The organism is Streptomyces sp. S.PB5, assembly GCF_030403745.1.
In the GTDB taxonomy this organism is placed as follows: Bacteria; Actinomycetota; Actinomycetes; order Streptomycetales; family Streptomycetaceae; genus Streptomyces.
In genome coordinates, this window is sequence record NZ_JAQMWP010000003.1 from 70,594 (window position 1) to 92,383 (window position 21,790).

Consider the following 21,790-nt stretch of genomic DNA (forward strand, 5'->3'; position numbering starts at 1 on the left):
CATGCTGCATCTATCCGCCGCCGTCGACCAACCGTCTGCTCACGACGCCGGCTCCTACGTCGAACTGGCCCGCCTCGCCGAAGAGGGCGTCCTGGACTTCGTGACGCTGGACGACAGCTTCGCCCGCCCCGGGCTCGACGCGCTCGCCGTGCTGTCCCGGGTGGCGCCGGGCACGAAACGGGTCGGCCTGGTCCCCACCGTCACCACCACCCATACCGAGCCCTTCCATGTCCAGGCCGCCGTCGCGACCCTCGACTGGGTCAGCCGCGGCCGGGCCGGCTGGCGGCTCGACGTGTCGACGACCGAGGGCGAGGCCCGGCTCTTCGGCCGCCGGCACGCCGCCCCCGCCGACGCCCTGTGGCAGGAGGCCGGTGAAGTCGCCGACGTGGCCGCCAAGTTGTGGGACAGCTGGGAGGACGACGCCGAGATACGGGACGTGCCGACCGGCCGCTTCATCGACCGGGACAAGCTGCACCACGTCGACTTCGAGGGCACCGGCTTCTCCGTCAGGGGCCCGTCGATCGTGCCCCGGCCCCCGCAGGGCCACCCGGTCCGGGCGGTCGACGCCACCGACGGACAGGCCCGGCGCACCGCCGCCCGGTACGCCGACGTGGCCCTCGTCCGCTCCGTCAGCGCCGCGCACGCCCGTGCCGTACGGGAGCAACTGCGCGAGAGGGCCCGGCTGTTCGGGCGTGACCCCGCTGAACTGCGGGTCTTTGCGAGCCTCGTCGTCGATCTCGGTGACGGGGAGCACGCGGCCGAGCCGGGACACGGCGGGGGCGGCCCGCGGCAGACCGCGCAGGGGCCGCTGTACCGGGGCGGGCCCGTCGACCTCGCGGAGCTCATCACCGCCTGGCACAGGGAGGGCGTCGTCGACGGCTTCCACCTCACACCCACTCAGCCGCGCCGTGACCTGGAGCGACTCGTCAACGGCACCGTCGCACTGCTTCAGCACCGCGGACTGTTCCGCACCTTCTATCCGGGCAGCACGCTCCGGGACCACCTGGGCCTGGCCAGGCCCGTCAGCCGGTACGCGGGGGAGGTGTCATGACCGGACGACCGCTGAAACAGCTGAAACAGATGCATCTCGCGGCGCACTTCCCGGGCGTCGACAACTCCACCGTCTGGGCCGATCCGCGGTCGAGGTCCCAGATCGAGTTCTCCTCCTTCGAGCATCTGGCCCGCACCGCCGAACGCGGTCTGTTCGACTTCTTCTTCCTCGCGGAAGGGCTGCGGCTGCGCGAACACAAGGGCCGCATCCACGACTTGGACGTGGTCGGGCGGCCCGAGCCCCTCACCGTGCTCAACGCGCTCGCGGCCGTCACGGAGCGTCTGGGGCTCGCCGCGACGGTCGACGCGACCTTCAACGAGCCCTTCGAACTCGCCCGCAGACTCGCCACGCTGGACCACCTGAGCGGTGGCCGGGCGGCCTGGAACGTGGTGACCTCCTCCGACGCGTTCACCGGGGAGAACTTCCGGCGCGGCGGGTTCCTCGACCGGGCCGACCGGTACCCGCGGGCCGCCGAATTCGTCGCCACCGCGCGGGAGTTGTGGGACTCCTGGACCCCGGACGGAGTGTCCCGGCCCTTCGCCCACCGCGGGCGGCACTTCGACATCGCGGGCGAGTTCACCGTGCCGCGCTCGCCGCAGGGGCACCCGGTCGTCATCCAGGCCGGGGACTCCGACGAGGGGCGTGAGTTCGCCGCCGCCACGGCCGATGTGATCTTTTCCGGCTGGGGGTCTGGGGGTTGTCCCCCAGGTGGACACAGCACGCGGCAGAGTTCGCTGGAGACCGGACGTGCCTTCTACGCCGATGTGAAGCGGCGGCTCGCCAAGTACGGCCGTGCGCCCGAGGACCTGAAGATCATGCCCGGGGTCGCCGTGGTCCTCGGCGACACCGCGGCCGAGGCACAGGAGAGGGCCGCCGAGATCCGTCGGCAGCAGACCTCTCCGCAGACCGCGATCCTCACGCTGGAGCAGATCTGGGGCACCGACCTGTCGGGGTACGACCCCGACGGACCGCTCCCGGAGACCGACCCGGTGCCCGAGTCCGGGATCACGCAGGGGCGGACCCGGCGCGGGGACACCGTCGCGATCGCCGAGATGGGGGTCCCCCCGCTCGAGCGAAGTTCGAGAGTGGGGGAGGCGGGCGTGTCGAAGGAGAAAGGGCTGTCCATCCGGCAGACCGTGATCGAGGCGGGCGGTCGGCAGTTCTTCACCGGCACCCCGCAGGCGGTCGCCGCCGAGCTGGAGGAGTTCGTGCGGCGCGACGCCGCCGACGGCTTCATCCTCGTACCCCATCTCACCCCGGCCGGACTCGACGAGTTCGTGGACCGGGTGGTGCCGCTGCTCCAGGAACGCGGGGTGTTCCGTACGGCGTACGAGGGCACCACGCTCCGCTCGCACCTGGGGCTCTCCGAACCGGTATGGAAAGGGTGAGCGCCGTTCGCCGTGTTTCTTTTCCGGCCATTTCATCTGCCCCTTCCAGCCATCCGGGAATACGCTGGGTGCCGCCACCGAGGCGGGGGAGCGCATCTGGCCTGGGGAGGGGGCAATCCTCGGCGGTGCATGGGTGGTTCAAGGGTCGGCGGCCGAAAGGCGCCCTTGCGGCTACCGGTCGTTCGGCCGAATACTCCCCCTCAGCGCTTGTCAGGGGCACGGCATGTTCGGAATCCGGACATATGTGCCGCTGGCTGCGCCTCACGGGCCCCGACCCCACGCGGGCCCCCGAATTCCCCTGGGAGGGAACGAAACGTGAGGATCAAGCGCACCACCCCCCGCAGCGGCATTACGAGACGGACCCGGCTGATCGCCGTTTCCACCGGACTCGTGGCCGCCGCCGCGATCGCGATCCCCAACGCGAACGCCTCGGACGTGTCCACCTTCAGCTCCACCGAGCTGAAGAGCGCCAGCAACTCGGTACTCAAGGCCGACATCCCGGGCACCGCCTGGGCCGTCGACAGCAAGACCAACCGTGTCGTCGTCACCGTCGACAGCACGGTCTCCAAGGCGGAGATCGCCAAGATCAAGCGGCAGGCCGGCGCCAACGCCGACGCGCTGACCATCAAGAAGACGCCGGGCAAGTTCAGCAAGCTGATCTCCGGCGGCGACGCCATCTATGCGAGTAGCTGGCGTTGTTCCCTGGGCTTCAACGTCCGCAGCGGCAACACCTACTACTTCCTGACCGCCGGTCACTGCACCGACGGCGCAGGCAACTGGTGGTCCAACTCCGGCCGTACGTCACTGCTCGGCGCGACCGCCGGGTCCAGCTTCCCGACCAACGACTACGGCATCGTCCGGTACGCGTCCAGCTACCCCGTGTCCTCGATCTCGGGCAGCGTGGGCGGCCAGGACATCGCCAGTGCCGCCACGCCCTCCGTCGGCACCACGGTGTACCGGCGCGGCTCCACCACCGGTACGCACAGCGGCCGGGTCACCGCCCTCAACGCAACCGTCAACTACGGTGGCGGCGACGTCGTCTACGGCATGATCCAGACCACGGTCTGCGCCGAGCCCGGCGACTCCGGCGGTCCGCTGTACGCCGGCACCGTCGCCTACGGTCTGACTTCCGGCGGCAGCGGCAACTGCTCCTCCGGCGGCACGACCTTCTTCCAGCCCGTCACCGAGGCTCTGAGCGCCTACGGCGTCAGCGTCTTCTAGGTCCGTCAGCGGTCTGATCGCAGCCGGCACCTTTGGGGAGCCCTCGCACGCGCGCGCCGTGCGGGGGCTCCCCTTCGTGTACATCGCGGAGTTACCGTCGAAGTGCACACCTTGAGCACCTGATTCGGACCCTGGGGGCCGGCATGGTCGAGGAGCTGGTGGCAGCGGGAGTGACGCTCGTGTCCGCCGGAGCGGTGTACGTGATGGCGGCGGCACGGGTCGTCAAGCAGTACGAGCGGGGCGTGGTCTTCCGCCTCGGCAAACTCCGGTCGGAGGTGCGCGGACCGGGGTTCACGATGATCGTTCCGGGCATCGACAAGCTCCGGAAGGTCAACATGCAGATCGTGACCATGCCGGTGCCCGGGCAGGAGGGCATCACCCGGGACAACGTCACGGTACGGGTGGACGCCGTCGTCTACTTCAAGGTGACCTCGCCGGCCGAGGCTGTCGTCCGGGTCGAGGACTACCGGTTCGCGGTCGCGCAGATGGCGCAGACGTCCCTGCGGTCGATCATCGGCAAGAGCGAGCTGGACGATCTGCTGTCCAACCGCGAAAAGCTCAACCAGGGGCTGGAGTTGATGATCGACAGCCCGGCCGTGGAGTGGGGCGTCACCATCGACCGGGTCGAGATCAAGGACGTCTCCCTGCCCGAGACCATGAAGCGGTCCATGGCCCGGCAGGCTGAGGCCGACCGGGAGCGGCGGGCCCGGGTCATCAACGCCGACGCCGAGCTCCAGGCGTCGAAGAAGCTCGCCGAGGCGGCCAAGGAGATGTCCGAGCAGCCTGCCGCGCTGCAACTGCGGTTGCTGCAGACGGTGGTGGCGGTGGCCGCCGAGAAGAACTCGACGCTGGTGCTGCCGTTCCCGGTGGAGCTGCTGCGGTTCCTGGAGAAGGCGCAGCAGGGGCACGGGGTGGTGCAGCAGCCGGCGGCTCCGGCGGCACCGCAACCGGTGCAGGAGCAACTTCCGCCCCCTGCGGCTCGCTTGACTCCTGGCCAAGAGGGGTCGAATTCAGGACAGGACTAGACCTCACAGGCTGGTCATGGGTTACCCGCACGTAGTGTTTGCACTGCGAATTTGCCTGGTGTGACTGTGCACGGTCAATCTCAAGGGGGCGTGCAACCGCGTTCTACGCGCGTCCGGAACTCAACCTTGTGCGCTCCCTACCGGGTTCGGAAGAGTAAGGGCTCGTCAACCAGCCTTCCGGCCCACAAGGTCCCCACAACCGACCGGGCCGACCCCCCACAGGAGGACGCGAGTTGAAGCACCGACGCATACCCAGGCGGCGGGCCGCCGCGGCAGGTGCGGGCATCGCCGCACTGGTCGCCGCGGGAGTCACCTTCCAGACTGCGAACGCCAGCGAGCCCGTGAACGACCCCACGCCGAAGGTTCTCTCGGCCCTCGCGGCCGGAAACCTCGCCTCGACGCTCGACAAGGAACTCGGCGCCGACGCGGCGGGAACGTACTACGACGCGAAGAGCAAGGCCCTCGTCGTCAACGTCCTCGACGAGGCGGCGGCCTCGGTCGTCGAGGAGGCCGGCGCCAAGGCCCGGGTCGTGGAGAACTCCCTCGCCGAGCTCAGAAGCGCCCGTACGACACTCAAGGACGACGCGACCGTCCCGGGTACGTCCTGGGTGACCGACCCGACCACCAACAAGGTGGTCGTCACCGCCGACCGCACGGTCTCCGACGCGGAGTGGGCCAAGCTCACGAAGGTCGTCGACGGACTCGGCGGTACGGCCGAACTCCATCGGACCAAGGGGGAGTTCAAGCCCTTCGTCGCCGGAGGTGACGCGATCACCGGCGGCAGCGGGCGGTGCTCGCTCGGGTTCAACGTGGTCAAGGGCGGGGAGCCCTACTTCCTCACCGCCGGGCACTGCACGGAGTCCATCTCCACGTGGTCGGACTCGAGCGGGAACGAGATCGGGACCAATGAGGTGTCGAGCTTCCCCGACAACGACTACGGGCTGGTCAAGTACACCGCGGACGTCGATCACCCGAGCGAGGTGAACCTGTACGACGGGTCCTCGCAGGCGATCACGGGCGCTGCGGAGGCCACGGTCGGCATGAAGGTCACGCGCAGCGGGTCCACGACCCAGGTGCACGACGGGACCGTCACCGGCCTCGACGCCACCGTGAACTACGGCAACGGCGACATCGTCAACGGGCTGATCCAGACCGACGTGTGCGCGGAGCCGGGGGACAGCGGGGGCTCGCTGTTCTCCGGGAGCAGCGCGATCGGGCTGACGTCGGGTGGCAGCGGTGACTGCACCTCCGGCGGGGAGACGTTCTTCCAGCCGGTGACGGAGGCGTTGTCGGCGACCGGGACGTCGATCGGCTGACCGGTTCGTTGCGCGTGAGGTCCCGCCCCTCCGGGGGCGGGACCTTCTGCCTATGACACGTGTGTCGGCAGGCGCTCGCCTCCGCGCCGCTCGCGCGGCCCCGCCATCAGCAGGGTGACCACGATCCCGACCGCCGCCCATGCCGACAGCGCTGGCAGGGAGGCGGTCGTGTCGTTGCCCTCGATCGCCTGCCGGAACGGTGGCAGCATCGGCAGCGGGAAGGCGCCGCCCGCGCTCGGGTTGCCCGCGATCACCGCGAGCAGGATCGCGATGCCGGTGATCCCGAAGATCACGCACCAGCCGACGACCAGGTAGAAGGCCGAGAGCCCGTCGAAGTCTGTCGCCTCGTCGGCCACCGCTTCGGGCGACCGCGCCGAGGGCCAGGGGCGGGAGACGTTTCCGCAGGTGGGAGGCGGCCGAACGGTTGTCGTACATGCGTTCGGATTTTGGTCTATGGTGGGGGTGTGGCAGTCGGGAACTGATGTTCGAAAATGGAGGTGCGCGGATGCCCGGGTTCACGCATCTGCACACCGTCTCCGGGTTCTCCCTGCGCTACGGCGCCTCCCACCCGGAGCGGCTGGCCGAGCGCGCCTCCGAACGGGGCATGGACGCCCTCGCCCTCACCGACCGCGACACCCTCGCCGGCACGGTCCGCTTCGCCAAGGCCTGCGCGAAGGCGGGGGTCCGGCCGGTGTTCGGTACGGAGCTGGCGGTCGCGGAGCATGAGCCCGCACAGCGGGGCACTTCCGTGCGGCAGGGCGATTCCGTACGACCTGAAAGGCGCCGTACCCCCGTCCGCGGAGGTGCCTTCATCGACGAGTCGACCCCCCGTGTCACCTTCCTCGCCCGGGACGGCGCCCGCGGCTGGGCCGATCTGTGCCGGCTCGTCACGGCGGCGCACCGCGACAAGGGGGCGGAGGGCACGCCTCTGCTGCCCTGGGCGGACAACCGGGGCGACGGTCTGACCGTCCTGCTCGGCCCCGCCTCCGACGTCGGCCGCGCCCTCGCCGCCGGCCGCCCGGACCGGGCCGCCCGCCTCCTCGTCCCCTGGCGCGAGATCTACGGCGACGCCCTCCGCCTGGAGGCCGTCTGGCACGGCCGCGAGGGCACCGGCCCCGGCTCCCTGCGCCTCGCCGCCCGCACCGTCGGCTTCGCCGCCGAACAGCGGGTACGTCCCGTGCTCAGCAACGCCGTCCGGTACGCCGACCCCGGCCAGGGCCCGGTAGCCGACGTCCTGGACGCCGCCCGCCGGCTGGTCCCCGTCGACCCGACGAAGGAGCTGGACTCGGGCGAGGCCTGGCTCAAGGACGCGGACGCCATGCTGGCGGCGGCCGAGCGGATCGTGGAGGCCGCGGGCTTCCGGCGCGACACCGCCCACCGGCTCCTCGAGCAGACCCGGGCGACGGCCGCCGAGTGTCTGGTCGACCCCGAGGACGACCTCGGCATGGGCAGCGTCCACTTCCCCGAGCCGCACCTCGTCGGCGCGGCCCGCCGCACCGCCCAGCGCACCCTCGCCTCCCGGGCGGCGGCCGGGATGGTGCTGAAGGGATACGCCGACCGGTACGCCTACTGGGAGCGGATGCACCGCGAGCTGGACATCATCGCCCACCACGGCTTCGCCTCCTACTTCCTGACGGTCACTCAAGTGGTGGACGACGTACGGGACATGGGCATCCGGGTGGCCGCGCGCGGCTCCGGCGCCGGGTCCCTCGTCAACCATCTCCTCGGCATCGCCCACGCCGATCCCGTCGAACACGGGCTGCTGATGGAGCGGTTCCTGTCCAAACGGCGGCTCGTGCTGCCCGACATCGACATCGACGTGGAGTCCGCGCGCCGGCTCGAGGTCTACCGCGCGATCATCGGCCGGTTCGGCACCGAGCGCGTCGCGACGGTCTCGATGCCGGAGACCTACCGGGTGCGGCACGCGATCCGGGACGTGGGCGCGGCCCTGTCCATGGACCCCGCCGACATCGACCGCATCGCCAAGTCCTTCCCGCACATCCGCGCCCGCGACGCCCGCGCGGCCCTGGAGGAGCTGCCCGAACTCAAGGCGCTCGCCGGGGAGATGGACCGCTACGGCAGGCTCTGGGAACTGACCGAGGCCCTCGACGCCCTCCCGCGCGGAGTCGCCATGCACCCGTGCGGGGTGCTCCTCTCCGACGCGTTCCTGTTGAGCCGTACGCCGGTCATGCCGACCAGCGGCGAGGGCTTCCCCATGTCGCAGTTCGACAAGGAGGACGTCGAGGACCTCGGGCTGCTCAAGCTCGACGTGCTGGGCGTGCGGATGCAGTCGGCGATGGCGCACGCGGTCGCGGAGGTGGAGCGGGCGACGGGGGACCGGATCGACCTGGACGCCGTACCGCCGGGCGACCCGGCGACGTATCAACTCATCCGTTCCACCGAGACGTTGGGCTGCTTCCAGATCGAGTCGCCGGGGCAGCGGGACCTCGTCGGACGGCTCCAGCCGGCCACCTTCCACGACCTCGTCGTCGACATCTCGCTGTTCCGGCCGGGGCCGGTCGCCGCCGACATGGTGCGGCCGTTCATCGAGGCGCGGCACGGGCGGGCGCCCGTCCGGTACCCGCACCCGGATCTGGCGGGGCCGCTGGAGGGGACGTACGGTGTCGTCGTCTTCCATGAGCAGATCATCGACATCGTCGACATCATGACCGGCTGCGGGCGGGACGAGGCGGACCGGGTGCGGCGTGGGCTGTCCGACCCGGAGTCGCAGGGGCGGATCCGGTTCTGGTTCGCGCAGCACGCGGCGGCGAAGGGGTACTCCGCGGAAACGATTCAGCGGACCTGGGAGATCATCGAGGCCTTCGGTTCGTACGGCTTCTGCAAGGCGCACGCGGTCGCCTTCGCCGTACCGACGTACCAGTCGGCGTGGCTGAAGGCGCACCACCCGGCCGCCTTCTACGCGGGGTTGCTCACGCACGACCCCGGGATGTATCCGAAGCGGCTGCTGCTGGCGGACGCGCGGCGGCGGGGGGTGCCGATCCTGCCGTTGGACGTGAACCGGTCGGCGGTCGCCCACCGTATCGAACTGGTGTCTGAATCGAAAAGTGTGTGGGGGCTCCGCCTCGCTCTCTCCGATGTGCACGGCATCAGCGAGGCCGAGGCGACACGGATCGCGGACGGACAGCCGTACGCCTCACTGCTGGACTTCTGGGAGCGGGCGCGGCCGAGCCGGCCGCTCGCTCAAAGGCTGGCGCAGGTCGGTGCGCTGGACTCCTTCGGGGCCAACCGGCGTGATCTGCAACTGCACCTGACCGAGCTGCAGCGGGGTGCGCGGGGTGCCGGAGGCGGCCAACTGCCCTTGGCGGGCGGGCGGAAGACCGCTCCCGCCGGGCTGCCCGACCTGTCCGCCGCCGAGAAGCTCAGCGCCGAGCTGGGAGTGCTGTCGATGGACGCCTCGCGCAATCTGATGGACGACCACCGGGAGTTCCTCGACGAGCTGGGCGTGGTGTCGGCCCGTCGGCTGCGGGACGCGCGGCACGGCGAGACGGTGCTCGTCGCGGGCGCCAAGGCGGCCACCCAGACGCCGCCGATCCGGTCCGGCAAGCGGGTCATCTTCTCCACCCTGGACGACGGCACCGGCCTGGTCGACCTCGCCTTCTTCGACGACTCCCACGACGCCTGCGCCCACACCGTCTTCCACTCCTGGCTGCTGCTGGTGCGCGGGGTGGTGCAGCGGCGCGGCCCGCGCAGCCTCAGCGTGGTGGGCACCGCCGCCTGGAACCTCGCCGAACTGGTCGAACTGCGCGCCGGGCAGGGGCTCGACGCGGTGGCGGCGCGGCTGGCGGAGCCGGTGCCGGAAGGTGCCGGTGGGGCGAGTGAGGATCCGACCGGCGGCCGGCGCATCCAAATGCCGACGGGATACGAACTGCATCCGTGGGCCGATCTGCGACCTGCGGGTCAAGAGCCTTCACAGATACGGAAGTTGTGGCACCAGAGTCCGGGGAGTGCGGGATGACCATCCTCTGCGTACGTTTCCAGCTGCCGCCGTCGGGCGAGGCGGCCCTGCCGGGGCTGCTCGGGTTGCTGGAGGAGTTCACGCCGGTCGTCGAGGCGCTGCCGCCGGACGCGGCGCTGGCCGATCTACACGGCGCCGAACGGTACTTCGGGCGGGACGCCGTCGAACTGGCCTCGGTGATCCGGGTCCGCGCCCTCGCGCTGCACGGCGTCGACTGTGTGATCGGCGCCGGGCCGGGGCGGATGCTGGCCCGGATGGCGATGAAGGACGCGCGGCCCGGACTGACCCGCGCGGTGACCGCGGAGGCGGCCGTGGACTTCCTCGCCGAGAAGCCGGTCGCCGCACTCCCCGGCGTCGGCACGGCCACCGCCCGCACCCTGTGCGAGTACGGCCTCGACACCCTCGGCCGGGTCGCCGCCGCACCGCTGTCCACGCTCCAGCGGCTGGTGGGCGTACGGGTCGGCCGCGAACTGCACGAGAAGGCGAACGGCATCGACCGCGGCCGGGTGGTCCCGAACGCGATCTCCCGATCCCTCGCCACCGAACGCCCCTTCAACCGCGACGAGTTGGACTCCGACCGGCATCGGCGCGCCCTGCTCTCCGCCGCCGATGAACTCGGCGCCCGGCTGCGCGCCCTCGACAAGGTCTGCGGCGCCCTGACCCTCACCGTCCGCTACGCCGACCGCTCCTCGACCACCCGTACCCGCACCCTGAAGGAGCCGACCGCGCACTCGGCGGCGCTCACCAGGACGGCGTACGGCATGTACGAGGCGCTCGGGCTGCAACGTGCCCGGGTGCGTGCGATGTCCCTGCGCGCCGAGGCGCTCGGCCCCGCCGAACAGGCCTCGCACCAGCTCACCTTCGACCCCGCCGACGAGAAGCTCCGCCGGATCGAGGAGGTCGCGGACCGGGTGCGGGCCAGGTTCGGACCGCGGGCGGTGGTGCCGGGGGCGCTGGCGGCGTGACATAGGGTGCCCGCATGACATGGCGGGGGCCGACGCATCGGACGGTGGACGGGGAGCGGGTCGACGGGGTCTGGTGCCATGTGTGGCGCCGGTATCCGCTGAGCGACGTGTACTACGTGGACGACCTCTTCGTGTACGCGGACGGTGCGATCAAGTGCGGGGGGCCCGATCTCATCGACCTGGCCGGGCTGGAGCGCCGGCTGGCCAAGGGCGCCGTCGCGGTGCATGACCCCGGGGCGCCGCCTGACGAGCCGCCGTCCAGGTGGGGCGCCCGGTACCAGCTGTGCACCCCGGAGTCCTTCCTCCTCGAAGTCGCCGACCGCATCGACGAGTTGAGCGGCAGGCCGACCACGGCACAGCGCTGCCACGCGGCGATCCGGCACTACCGGCAGGAGCCGACCGAACAGAGCCGCGAGGCGCTCCGCGAGGCGTACCTGGCCATTCCGGCGCACAACCGGGTCTATGTCCTGGGCGACATGGACCGCCAGGACCGCCCCCTGCGGATCCTGCTCACCGACGTGGGCGAGGCCGTGGACGGGGACGGCCCGGTGGTGACGGAGCAGATGCACCGGGACGTTCTGGAGTACTTCGACGAGGGCGACCACGGAGTCACGGAGCGGAAGGCGCCGGTGTACGCGGACGACCCGGTCGAGGCCGTCCCGGCACCGATCGTCCTGCACAACATCGTCTATCCCCGGGGCTGGCCCGAGGAACTCGACCTCTTCGTGCTGCGCAACAACTACCCCGCCGAGATCCACTACGCCGGCGCCACCTACTCCTCCGTGCACGACGCCTACTGGACCCTGGCCGAGCGCCACCAGGGCGACGACTGGCCCGACGTACGGCTCGCCGTCATGGCCGGGCTGCTGCGCGCGAAGTTCACCCAGCACCCCGACCTCGCGGAGTTCCTCCTCGACACCGGCAACGCGACGCTCAGCTACATCGACCACGACGAGTCCCCCTACTGGCGGGACGCCGGTGCCCGAGGCGGCCGCAACTGGGTCGGCCGGCTGCTGGAGTTGGTGCGGTCCGAGCTCAGTTGGCCCACGGGGGCGTGATGACCGTGCCGTCGGCCAGTTCCGCCGACAGGCCGATGGATGTGGTGACCCAGGTGAGGGCGGTGTGCTCGGTCGGGTTCTCCACGGCGAGCGTCGCGCCGGGGTTGATGATCAGGGTGTCGCCCGCGGTGACCCGGTCGGTGCGGTCGTCGAGGGTGATCAGGAGTTCCCCGACCAGTATGTGCAGGATCTCCTCGCGGCTGACGGTGTGAGCGGGCGCCTTGGTACCGGGCGGGATCTCCCCGCGCCAGGCGCACAGTTCCTTCGAACCGGTGAGGGGAGTGGCGTACGAGACGAAGCGGGCGCCGTGGATCTCGTGCGTGACGGCGTCGGATGAACGGATGACGGGCATGCGGGACCTCCGGGTCGACTGATGGATGGTTCCGGACGGGTCTAGATGGTCAAGCGGCTTGACTATAATCCGTTCGTGCAGAACTCCGAAGCCCTTTCTCTGACCGCCGCCCTGCTCGCCGCCGCCGGTGATCTGACCCGGCGTATCAATGACGGTGTCGTCGCCCGCGGGTTCGAGGGGCGGCCCGCGTACGGGTTCGCCTTCACCCGGCTCTCCCGGGGCGGGGCCACCGTCACCGATCTCGCGGCCCATCTCGGGGTGACGAAGCAGGCCGCGAGCCAGCTCGTCGAGGAGCTCGTGCGGAAGGGGTACGTCGAGCGGCGGCCGCACCCCGATGACGCGCGGGCCAGGCTCGTCGTGCTGACCGAGCGGGGCTGGGCCTGCACCCGGGCCGCGGAGGAGGCTGCCGCGGAGGCCGTCCGGGTGTGGGTCGAATTGATCGGTGAGGGTGAAGTGCGGGCGTTGCGTGATCACTTGGTGCGCATTGCGCCCTATGGTCCCATCAGGCCTGCCTGGTGACTTTTTACCGACGCGTAACTTCACACTTGGGCTACTCGCTCGTAACTTGACGAATGAACAGCATCCTCGTGATCCGGATCACAGGGCGTAAGTCCGTCGCAACTCCCTTGAGCCGCAAGGAGATCACACGATGCTGCCCTGGAAACGACTGCTCAGACCCCTGACCGCGCTGCTGCTGACCGCCACGGTCGCGGTCGTCCCCGCCACCACCGCCCAAGCCGCCGACGCTCCCAGCAGGGGCTGGAACGACTACTCCTGCAAGCCGTCCGCCGCCCATCCCCGCCCCGTCGTCCTCGTGCACGGCACCTTCGCCAACTCCGTCGACAACTGGCTCGGCCTCGCGCCCTATCTGAAGGGCCGCGGCTACTGCGTCTACTCCTTCGACTACGGCCAACTGCCGGGCGTCCCCGTCTTCCACGGCCTCGGCCCCATCGACAAGTCCGCCGAGCAGCTGTCCGCCTTCGTCGACAAGGTCCTCGGCTCGACCGGCGCCGCCGAGACCGACCTCGTCGGCCACTCGCAGGGCGGCATGATGCCCCGCTACTACCTCAAGTTCCTCGGCGGCGCCGCGAAGGTGAACGCCCTCGTCGGTATCGCGCCCGACAACCACGGCACCACCCTGAACGGCCTCACCCAGCTCCTCGACTACTTCCCGGGCGCCGCGGACCTGCTCTCCACCAACACCCCGGCCCTCGCCGACCAGGTCGTCGGCTCGCCCTTCCTCACCAAGCTCAACGAGGGCGGCGACACGGTCCCCGGCGTGACGTACACGGTCCTCGCCACCAGGTACGACGAGGTGGTCACGCCGTACCGGAGCCAGTTCCTCAGCGGAGCGAACGTCAACAACGTCCTGGTCCAGGACCTGTGCCCGCTCGACCTCTCCGAGCACGCCGCGATCGGACTGCTCGACCTGATCGCCTTCCACGAGGTGCTCAACGCGCTCGACCCGGCGCACGCCACCCCGACCACCTGCGCGTCCGTTTTCGAATAGTCAGCAGTAAATAGTCAGCAGTAACACGTGTAACGCGTGTTCGGGGGGTGTCCGGCCTGAGCCGCCGGACACCCCCGCCCCCCGTGGTGCGGCTAACGGCTGTGCCGGCCGCCGCTCATCGCGCGCCGCCGGACCGACCCGAACAGGATCGCCGCACCGACCGCGAGAACGGCCGCGCCGCCCATCGCGAGATACGGGGTGCTGCTGTCGCCGCCGGTTTCGGCGAGGTCCTCCGTGGCGGCGGCCGCCTTCACGTCGTTGACGGGAGCGGCGGCGGACGTCTCCGCCTCCGTCGCCTCCGTCGTCTCCGCCGCGGCCGGCTCCGCGGACGTACCGGCGTCGTCGTCACCATGGCCGCCGTGCTCGACCGTCGACTCGTCCGCGCCCTCCTCGATCTGCTCCTCGGAGGGGGCGGAGGCGCTCGGGGCCGGGCTGGTCGTCGTACCACCACCGCTGCCGTCGCCGCCGGCACCGCCGCTGTCACCGCCGCCGAACGTCACGTCCGAGCAGGAGTAGAACGCCTCCGGGCTGTCCGAGCGCTGCCAGATCCCGTACAGGAGCTGGGCGCCCGAACGCTCCGGGAGCGTGCCGGAGAACGTGTAGTAGCCGCCCGTCGCGCTCGGGTCGGTGGCCGTCGCCACCGGGTTGTCCAGGTCCAGGTCGTCCCAGGCGAGCGGCTGCGCCGGGTCGTAGCCCGCCTTGGTGATGTACACCTTGAACGTGCCCTTGTGCGGGGCCGTCACACGGTACTTGAAGGTGTACGAGCCGCTGCTCACGCGCGTCGAGGGCCAGTCCGCGCGGGTCAGGTCCAGGCCCTTGAACTCGGCGTTGTCCGCGCTGCACAGCCTGCCGTCCGGGATCAGCGACTGGTGCCGCCCGTTCGCGTCGCCGATGCGGACGCCGTTCCAGTCGTAGAGCGCCTGGGTACCCCCAGCCGCGACCGCCGCCTTGCAGGCGTCCGACCTGGGGCTCTCGGGACCCTCCGCGTAGCACTGCGCGACCCGGCTGACGGGGTCGCCCAGCGTGCCGTGCGCCGACGCGGGCGCGGCGGCCAGCGCGGTGAGGGCGAGCGGGGTCAGGCCGAGGGCGGCGACGGCGGCGGCCTTGCGGCGTGCGGGCATGGAGGGACTCCTCGGAAGCGGTGCTGACGGGTGCCGGATCCAAGAAACCGTGAAATCCCCCGCTTGTGGCGGCCGGGAACGATCTTTATGGCCCTCTTAAGGGGCTGCTGAGGCTGAGATCAGGTAGGTAGCGTGCGCGCATGACGAACGAGGAGATACGACCGGCCACTTCGGCCGATGTGCCGAGGGTGAAGGCCGTGACCGACGCTGCCTACCACCACTACATCGAGCGCATCGGAATGGTGCCGCAGCCCATGGAACGGGACCACGCGGCGAACGTGGCCGCGGGGCAGGTGTTCGTCACCGGGGACCCCGTGGTCGGCCTGGTGGTCGTCGAGGAGTACCCGGACCATCTGTACCTCGACAACAGCCGTCCACCCCGACGCCCAGGGAACGGGCGTGGGGGGACGGCTGTTGCGGTTCGTGGACGCACACGCGCGTGCGCTCGGCCTGTCCGAGGTCAGGCTCTACACCAACGCGATGGTCTGAACGATCTGAACGGCACGGCAGCCGCCGTCAGCCGTCCGGCCACCAGGTGCGTGCGATGTCCTTTCGCACCTCGGGGCGTCCCGCAGGGCGTTCGTCGGCCTCCTCGCGGAGTCGACGGGAGTCCGTCCTCTTCAGGGGCTTCTGCACGGTAGTACGGCGCATGGCTGCCTCCTTCAGGACCTACCGAGTTCCGCGTTCTCACGGAGGTAGACCCTTTTGGGGAGAGTTCCTCATCGGTCGCGATCTGTCAGTGGCCACCATCACGATTTCGACTGACTTTCGAGTGATGCTCCGGTGACTCCACCGGGACTCCGGCGCCGCTCGACTGTCAGTGGCAGATGTCACGCTGGTGCCCATGACGGATCACAGGACATTCGAGGCCGACGCGGACGTGGATTGGGACGCGCAGGCCGCTTCCTTCGACGAGGAGCCGGACCACGGCCTGCGCGACCCCGAGGTGCGCGCCGCCTGGGCACACCGGCTGCGCTCCTGGCTGCCCGGCCGGGCCTGCGACATCCTCGACCTCGGCTGCGGCACCGGCAGCCTGTCGCTCCTCGCGGCCGAGCAGGGACACCGCGTCACCGGCGTGGACCGCTCCCCGGCGATGATCGATCTCGCCCGCGCCAAGCTGGCCGGCCGTGACGCGGCGTTCCTCGTCGGTGACGCGGCGGCGCCGCCGGTGGGGGAGCAGCGCTTCGACACCGTCCTCGTACGGCATGTGGTGTGGGCGCTGCCCGACCCCGGCCGGGCCCTGCGGCACTGGCGCGAGCTGCTCAGACCCGAGGGCCGGCTGGTGCTCGTCGAGGGTGTCTGGGGCACCGTCAGCCCGGTCGGCATACCCGCCGACCGGCTCACCGCCCTCGTCGAGCCGCTCGCCGGCCAGGTGCGCGTCGAGCGGCTGTCGGACGACCCCGCGCTGTGGGGGAAGACGGTGGCGGACGAGCGGTACGCGGTGGTGGCGACGATCTAGACGGTCAGCGCCTCGAACCCCTCGGCGCGGGCCCGGACCTCCAGCTCGTCGAGCGCGGCCACGGCGGCGGCAGCGGCCTGCGGATCCGTCTGCGCCAGGCCGCTCTCGGCGAACTCGTCCTCGTCCAGACGCAGTACGTCCGTCCCGTCGGCCGAGCACCACAGGTCCAGGTCGAGATCCTCGACGACCAGTTCGGCACCGGACCGGACAGCCGGGCGGGTGATGTCGCAGTACCAGCCCTTGAGGGTGCCGTCGGCCGCGCGGACCTCCTTCACCGCGTACCAGCGGTCCCGCCAGTAGTGCTCGGTGAAGACGTCCCCGGGCTCGAAGCGGACGAAGCCGAAGTCACGCACACCCTCGCCCGCCCATGCGGCACGGACCGTGACGTGGTTGCCGTCGTCGGCGAGCAGCTCGGCCGGGTAGCGGATCTTGGTACGGCCCGCCTTGACCAGGACCACCTCCGACAAGCCCACGGACTCAGCCGAGTTCGCGGACATACCGCACCTCCGTCGCGCAGATCTCGTACCCGAACCACTTGTTGATCGCGATCATCGGGCCGTTCCCGGTGTCGTTGCCCGTGAACGCCTCCGTGCACCCGGCGGCGCGGGCGCGGTGCAGCGAGTCGTTCTTGGCGAGCTTGGCCAGGCCCTTGCCGCGGTGGGCACGGGCCGTGCCGGTCATGGCAGTGCCGTAGCGGGTGCCGCCGTTGGTGCGGGCCAGGCTGAAGGCGGCGGGGCGGCCGTCGACCACGGCGACCGTGGTCAGCTCGTGGCTGATCAGCGGATGCCGCCAGGTCTCCCGCAGCCAGGCCTCGTAGTCCGTGAACTCGTAGTCGACATCGCTCGGTTCGTCCAGCAGGGTCTCCGCGTCCAGCTCGAACAGCGGCCGCGGATCGGCCGCGAAGTCGGCACCCGTGCGCAGCTCGACGCCCGGCGGCAGGTCCTGGAGCGGGGGCAGCTCCCCGTCGGCGAGGTCCAGGCGGAGGAAGTGCGCGGAGCGGCTGCCCCGGTAGCCGTGCCGCTCGGCGAAGGCGCGGTTGCCCGGCTCGTCCAGGACCCAGGCGAACAGCCTCGTCGCACCGAGACCCGCCAGGTACTCCTCGGCGGTGCGCACCAGCAGAGCGCCCGCGCCCCGACGGGTCCGCTCCGGGTCCACGTACACATTGACGTAGCCCTGCCCGGGCTCCGTGCTGTCGTGCACGAGGCCGACCTGAGCGGTGCCGATCACCTCGCCGTCCTCCTGTGCGAGGAGGGGGCGGTAGCGGGCGTCGGGGTGCATATGGGCGAGGTCGTAGCCGATGGAGTCCGGGGTGTAGATCATGAAGGGGAGGGCGCGGTCGCGTACGCGGACGAAGTCCTCCAGGTCGGTGCGGACATCGGGGCGCAGCTCGCGCACGATCACAGTCATGTGATCGGACGCTACGGGGGAGAGGCGCCCCGCTGCCTCTCATTTTCCGGTGGGTGTGGGACAGCGGGTGCGGGACAATCGACAGCGTGACCCTGAAGATCGACATCGACGACAGTGCACCGCCGTACGAGCAGGTGCGGGCGCAGATCTCCGAACAGGCACGGTCGGGAGTGCTGCCGGTGGGGTACCGGCTGCCGACGGTGCGCGGACTGGCCGAGTCCCTGGGGCTGGCCGCGAACACGGTCGCCAAGGCGTACCGGGCGCTGGAGACCGACGGGGTGATCGAGACACGCGGGCGCAACGGCACGTTCGTGGCGGCCGCCGGCTCGGCCGCGGAGCGGGAGCTGGCGTCGGCGGCGCAGGCGTACGTCGAGCGGGCGCGGCGGCTCGGACAGACGGAGGCCGATGCGCTGGCGGCGGTCCGGGATGCCCTGCGGGCGGCCTACGGGGACTGAGCAGTTCAGCGGGGCAGTTCAGCGGGGCAGTTCAGCGGAGGAGATCAGCGGAGGAGTTCAGCCGCGGAGGATCCTCTCGAAGGTCCGTGCGTTCTCGACCGCCGCCGCGTTCGGGTCGTTGTTGAAGTACGCGTACACGTCCTCGCCCCCGGCCCAGGTGTCCGTGACCCGCTCCGCCCACGTCTTGAGCGACCGCCTGCCATAGCTCGGCCACTCCTTCGCGCGGCCCTCGTGGAAGCGGACGTACCCCCAGTCCGTCGTACGCCACAGGGGGGCGACCGGGCGGGCCCGGACGTCGGCCCAGCACAGGGCCGCGCCCCGGGACTCCAGCACGCCGCGCACCTCCGGGGTCCACCAGGAGTCGTGCCGGGGCTCCACCGCGACCCGCGTCGAGGGCGGGAAGCAGGCCAGGCACGCGTCCAGCAGCCCGGTGTCCGCTCGGAGCGTCGGGGGGAGCTGGAGCAGGACCGGGCCCAGGCGGTCGCCCAGGCCCTCGGCGTGGGTCATCAGACGGTGGACCGGTTCCTCGGGGTCCTTCAGACGCTTGATGTGGGTCAGATAGCGGCTCGCCTTGACCGCGATCACGAAGTCCCCGGGCACCCGGTCCCGCCAGGCGGCGAAGTTCTCCCGCGACGGCAGCCGGTAGAAGGCGTTGTTGATCTCGACCGTCGGGAAATGCCGCGCGTACTCCTCCAGCCAGAGCCGCACCGGGCACCCGGCCGGATAGAGGACGCCCCGCCAGTCCTTGTACTGCCACCCCGACGTGCCGACGAACAGGGTCATACACCCATCAAAACACCTAGAGGTAAAGCCCTGCGTCCGCACCGCCCCGCGGCTCCGGCAGCGACGTCGGTGACGTGCCCCGGCGCAGCGCGTACAGCTCCGCCAGTGTCGCCCCCTCGCGGCCCACGCCCTCCTCGGTGCCGAGCCAGTCGACCGCCTCGTGGCGGGTCAGCGGGCCCACCTCGATGCGGGCCAGACAGCGGCCGGGGCGGACGACGGCGGGGTGGAGCCGCTCCAGGTCCTCGTTGGTGGTGACGCCGACGAGGACATTGCGGCCCTGGCCGAGCAGGCCGTCGGTGAGGTTCAGCAGCCGGGAGAGCGCCTGGCCCGCCGTGTGCTTGGCCTCGCCGCGGATCAGTTCGTCGCAGTCCTCCAGGAGCAGCAGCCGCCAGCGGCCCTTGCCCGAGGAGTCCTCCTCGCCGATCGCGATGTCCATCAGATACCCGACGTCGGAGAAGAGCCGCTCGGGGTCCAGCACACAGTCCACCTGGCACCAGTCCCGCCAGGACCGGGCCAGCGTCCGCAGCGCCGAGGTCTTCCCGGTGCCCGGCGGTCCGTGCAGCAGCAGGAGACGGCCGGCGATGTCCTCCGGGGTCGTGGCCATCAGGCCGGTCATCGCGTTTGCGACCGGGGCCGTGTAGTTCTGCCGCACCTCGTCCCAGGTGCCCGCGGCGATCTGCCGGGTCGTGCGGTGCGGGCCGCGGCGCGGGGAGTAGTACCAGAACCCCATGGTCACGTTCTCCGGCTGCGGCTCGGGTTCGTCCGAGGCGCCCTCCGTGGCCTGGTCGAGGATCTTCTGCGCCAGCTCGGCGCTGGTCGCGGTGACGGTGACGTCGGCGCCGCGGTTCCAGCGGGAGATCAGCAGGGTCCAGCCCTCGCCCTCCGCGAGCGTGGCGCTGCGGTCGTCGTCACGGGCGATGCGCAGCACACGGGCGTTGTCCGGGAGGAGCGTCGCGCCGGAGCGTACGCGGTCGATGTTCGCCGCATGCGAGTACGGCTGCTCGCCCGTCGCGAAGCGGCCGAGGAACAGCGCGTCGACGACGTCGGAGGGCGAGTCGCCGTCGTCGACGGTGAGCCGGATCGGCAGAGCGTCGTAAGGGTTCGCAGACATGCTCGCCATGATCCGGCACGGGGGCGCCGCATGCACCCGGTTTCCGTAGTGCGTCCGGAGTGTCGGATGAGACCGCTTGTGCGGCGTCCGTCCTGTTACAGAGCTGTACATATCGAAGACCTGCCGCAACCGCCCCTCCCGCGATTACTGTGACCCTTGATGGGACGTCATGGGTGGAATTCGGGGGCACGGCGGTGGCGGCTCACCGCGCTGCTCGGTGTGGGCGCGGCGGCCTTGGCGCTGGTCGTGACCCTCCTCAACACGCTTCCCGGGAACGGGGCGAGCACCGACGGCACCTCCGCCGACGGCGGCAAGCCGCACGGCACACCGACGAGCACGCCCGACGCGGAGACCCCCGAGGTGGGCTGGGGCTTCACCCACACCCAGTTCAGTGCCGACGAGGGCGACGCCACCGCCGTCGAGCGGGTCGAGGGACGGCTCGCGGACGCCGGCGGGCTGCCGCAGAACCAGCACATCATGGGCTGGGGCGCCGACAACCCCGAGCCGGTCAAGGGGCGTTACGACTTCGAGGACATGGACCGCCGGATCGACTTCATCCGCGCCTCCGGCTCGACCCCGGTCGTCACCCTGTGCTGCGCCCCGGACTGGATGAAGGGCGGCGAGTCCGGCGTCGGCAACACCGACTGGAGCCAGTCCGCGCTGGAGACCGCGCCGGAGCCCGCGCACTTCAAGGACTTCGCCGCGCTCGCCGCGACGGTCGCCAAGCGGTATCCGGACGTACGGCACTTCATCGTCTGGAACGAGTTCAAGGGGTTCTGGAACGACGCCGAGGCCCGCTGGGACTACGAGGGCTACACGCAGCTGTACAACCTGGTCTACAAGGCGCTGAAGAAGGTCAACCCGGAGATCATGGTCGGCGGTCCGTATCTCGTGATGGACAGCCTCGACCCGCGCTCCGAGGACGCCTCGGCGACCTTCAAGGGCCCGTGGGGCGCGATGGACCAGCGGATCCTCGATGCCTTCGACCACTGGAACAAGAACAAGGCCGGCGCCGACTTCGTGGTCGTCGACGGCTCCAGCTACACCAACGACGACGAGCTGCTGCCCGACGAGTTCGCGGCGACCGACAAGTTCACCGCGGTCAGCCGGTGGGTGCGCAGGCAGACCGGCGACCTGCCGCTGTGGTGGGCCGAGTACTACGTCGAACCCGCCGACAGCAGGGACGAACGCGAAGGCTGGTCCGAGGACCGCCGGGTCGCCGTCCAGGCCGCCGGGATGATGGCGCTCGCCAAGGGCGGCACCACCTCCGCCTTCTACTGGAACCCGGAGAACGAGAAGGGCACGGACTGCCCGGGCTGCCTGTGGACGCCCACCAGCGGCAAGGACGGCGGGCAGCAGCTGCCGATGTTCGATCTCGTCAGCCGGTTCAGCAAGGCCTTCCCGCCGGGCAGCGAGTACAAGACGGTCTCCGTCGCCGCCGACGACGTGCCCGACGTCCGCGTCCTCGCCACCGACAGGACGGTCCTGGTGGTCAACACCCTCGACCGGCAGATCAACGCGAAGATCGACGGGAAGACCTTCGACATGGCGGCCTACGAGGTCAAGTGGCTCACCCGGTGATCCGGACGAGC

20 protein-coding genes and 3 pseudogenes are annotated in these 21,790 nt (G+C 70.8%); 15 read left to right on the top strand and 8 right to left on the bottom strand.

The features are described 5' to 3' along the window. Window position 1 precedes the first annotated feature (1 nt). From PH203_RS09170 to PH203_RS09190, 6 genes and pseudogenes are all read left to right on the top strand, one after another. On the top strand, window positions 2-1,051 hold the full coding sequence (locus tag PH203_RS09170) for an LLM class flavin-dependent oxidoreductase (protein ID WP_289918452.1): 1,050 nt from the start codon (window positions 2-4) through the stop codon (window positions 1,049-1,051). Beyond that, window positions 1,048-2,439, top strand: coding sequence for an NtaA/DmoA family FMN-dependent monooxygenase (locus PH203_RS09175; RefSeq protein WP_289918454.1), 1,392 nt, complete (start codon window positions 1,048-1,050; stop codon window positions 2,437-2,439). Before PH203_RS09170 ends, PH203_RS09175 begins: the two co-directional genes overlap by 4 nt. A 10-nt stretch (window positions 2,440-2,449) precedes the next feature. Continuing rightward, a pseudogene (locus PH203_RS49655) lies at window positions 2,450-2,533 on the top strand (DUF1684 domain-containing protein); the annotation flags it as partial. Window positions 2,534-2,754: 221 nt separating this feature from the next. Further along, complete coding sequence (locus PH203_RS09180) at window positions 2,755-3,660, top strand: S1 family peptidase (protein WP_289918456.1); 906 nt, start codon at window positions 2,755-2,757, stop codon at window positions 3,658-3,660. A 143-nt stretch (window positions 3,661-3,803) separates the two neighbouring features. Beyond that, window positions 3,804-4,685: a slipin family protein gene (locus PH203_RS09185; protein WP_289918458.1), complete on the top strand. Its 882-nt coding sequence runs from the start codon at window positions 3,804-3,806 to the stop codon at window positions 4,683-4,685. A 233-nt stretch (window positions 4,686-4,918) separates the two neighbouring features. Continuing rightward, window positions 4,919-6,001, top strand: a complete 1,083-nt coding sequence (locus tag PH203_RS09190; RefSeq protein ID WP_289918460.1) for a S1 family peptidase — start codon at window positions 4,919-4,921, stop codon at window positions 5,999-6,001. A 50-nt stretch (window positions 6,002-6,051) separates the two neighbouring features. Here PH203_RS09190 and PH203_RS09195 read toward each other — a convergent pair. Continuing rightward, window positions 6,052-6,339: pseudogene (locus tag PH203_RS09195) on the bottom strand (hypothetical protein); the annotation flags it as partial. 167 nt (window positions 6,340-6,506) lie between these two features. Between PH203_RS09195 and dnaE the strand changes: the two are divergent. Genes dnaE through PH203_RS09210 form a run of 3 tightly spaced genes read left to right on the top strand, consistent with a single transcriptional unit; the run spans window position 6,507 to window position 12,000 of the window. Then, entirely contained in the window at window positions 6,507-9,977 is a 3,471-nt protein-coding gene (gene dnaE, locus PH203_RS09200) for a DNA polymerase III subunit alpha (protein ID WP_289918462.1), read from the top strand. Next, a complete protein-coding gene (locus PH203_RS09205; protein WP_289918464.1) occupies window positions 9,974-10,942 on the top strand; it encodes a hypothetical protein in 969 nt (322 codons plus the stop codon). The genes dnaE and PH203_RS09205 overlap by 4 nt, the downstream gene beginning before the upstream one ends. A 14-nt stretch (window positions 10,943-10,956) precedes the next feature. Beyond that, a complete protein-coding gene (locus PH203_RS09210) occupies window positions 10,957-12,000 on the top strand; it encodes an NADAR family protein (protein ID WP_289918465.1) in 1,044 nt (347 codons plus the stop codon). Here PH203_RS09210 and PH203_RS09215 read toward each other — a convergent pair. Continuing rightward, window positions 11,978-12,352: a cupin domain-containing protein gene (locus tag PH203_RS09215; RefSeq protein WP_289918466.1), complete on the bottom strand. Its 375-nt coding sequence runs from the start codon at window positions 12,350-12,352 to the stop codon at window positions 11,978-11,980. The two genes, PH203_RS09210 and PH203_RS09215, sit on opposite strands and share 23 nt — an antisense overlap. Before the next feature lie 75 nt (window positions 12,353-12,427). Here PH203_RS09215 and PH203_RS09220 point away from each other — a divergent pair, with 75 nt between their 5' ends. After that, the gene (locus PH203_RS09220; protein ID WP_289918467.1) at window positions 12,428-12,871 is read left to right on the top strand and encodes a MarR family winged helix-turn-helix transcriptional regulator; all 444 of its coding nucleotides are present in this window, start codon (window positions 12,428-12,430) and stop codon (window positions 12,869-12,871) included. A 130-nt stretch (window positions 12,872-13,001) separates the two neighbouring features. Then, on the top strand, window positions 13,002-13,862 hold the full coding sequence (locus PH203_RS09225) for an alpha/beta fold hydrolase (RefSeq protein WP_289918468.1): 861 nt from the start codon (window positions 13,002-13,004) through the stop codon (window positions 13,860-13,862). Window positions 13,863-13,954: 92 nt separating this feature from the next. Here PH203_RS09225 and PH203_RS09230 read toward each other — a convergent pair whose 3' ends face one another. After that, entirely contained in the window at window positions 13,955-14,983 is a 1,029-nt protein-coding gene (locus tag PH203_RS09230; protein WP_289918470.1) for a lytic polysaccharide monooxygenase, read from the bottom strand. Window positions 14,984-15,123: 140 nt separating this feature from the next. Between PH203_RS09230 and PH203_RS09235 the strand changes: the two are divergent. Beyond that, window positions 15,124-15,469, top strand: a pseudogene (locus PH203_RS09235) (GNAT family N-acetyltransferase); the annotation flags it as partial. Between the two features lie 30 nt (window positions 15,470-15,499). Here PH203_RS09235 and PH203_RS09240 read toward each other — a convergent pair. Further along, window positions 15,500-15,634, bottom strand: coding sequence for a hypothetical protein (locus PH203_RS09240; RefSeq protein ID WP_289918472.1), 135 nt, complete (start codon window positions 15,632-15,634; stop codon window positions 15,500-15,502). A 193-nt stretch (window positions 15,635-15,827) separates the two neighbouring features. Between PH203_RS09240 and PH203_RS09245 the strand changes: the two genes are divergently transcribed. Then, window positions 15,828-16,442, top strand: a complete 615-nt coding sequence (locus PH203_RS09245; protein WP_289918474.1) for a class I SAM-dependent methyltransferase — start codon at window positions 15,828-15,830, stop codon at window positions 16,440-16,442. Here PH203_RS09245 and PH203_RS09250 read toward each other — a convergent pair. Both PH203_RS09250 and PH203_RS09255 read right to left on the bottom strand, forming a co-directional pair. Further along, on the bottom strand, window positions 16,439-16,939 hold the full coding sequence (locus tag PH203_RS09250; protein WP_289918475.1) for a DUF402 domain-containing protein: 501 nt from the start codon (window positions 16,937-16,939) through the stop codon (window positions 16,439-16,441). The two genes, PH203_RS09245 and PH203_RS09250, sit on opposite strands and share 4 nt — an antisense overlap. After that, on the bottom strand, window positions 16,920-17,849 hold the full coding sequence (locus tag PH203_RS09255; RefSeq protein WP_289918476.1) for a GNAT family N-acetyltransferase: 930 nt from the start codon (window positions 17,847-17,849) through the stop codon (window positions 16,920-16,922). Before PH203_RS09255 ends, PH203_RS09250 begins: the two co-directional genes overlap by 20 nt. A gap of 86 nt (window positions 17,850-17,935) precedes the next feature. On the opposite strand from PH203_RS09255, the gene PH203_RS09260 reads away from it, so the two are divergent. Further along, entirely contained in the window at window positions 17,936-18,304 is a 369-nt protein-coding gene (locus PH203_RS09260) for a GntR family transcriptional regulator (protein WP_289918478.1), read from the top strand. 57 nt (window positions 18,305-18,361) lie between these two features. On the opposite strand, the gene PH203_RS09265 is transcribed toward PH203_RS09260, so the two are convergent. Both PH203_RS09265 and PH203_RS09270 read right to left on the bottom strand, forming a co-directional pair. Continuing rightward, a complete protein-coding gene (locus PH203_RS09265; RefSeq protein ID WP_289918479.1) occupies window positions 18,362-19,087 on the bottom strand; it encodes a DUF72 domain-containing protein in 726 nt (241 codons plus the stop codon). Window positions 19,088-19,103: 16 nt separating this feature from the next. Beyond that, window positions 19,104-20,198 (bottom strand): DUF5925 domain-containing protein, encoded by a 1,095-nt coding sequence (locus PH203_RS09270; RefSeq protein ID WP_289918481.1) that lies wholly within the window; start codon window positions 20,196-20,198, stop codon window positions 19,104-19,106. 159 nt (window positions 20,199-20,357) lie between these two features. Here PH203_RS09270 and PH203_RS09275 point away from each other — a divergent pair, with 159 nt between their 5' ends. Continuing rightward, on the top strand, window positions 20,358-21,779 hold the full coding sequence (locus tag PH203_RS09275; protein WP_289918483.1) for a xylan 1,4-beta-xylosidase: 1,422 nt from the start codon (window positions 20,358-20,360) through the stop codon (window positions 21,777-21,779). The last annotated feature ends 11 nt before the right edge of the window (window positions 21,780-21,790 follow it).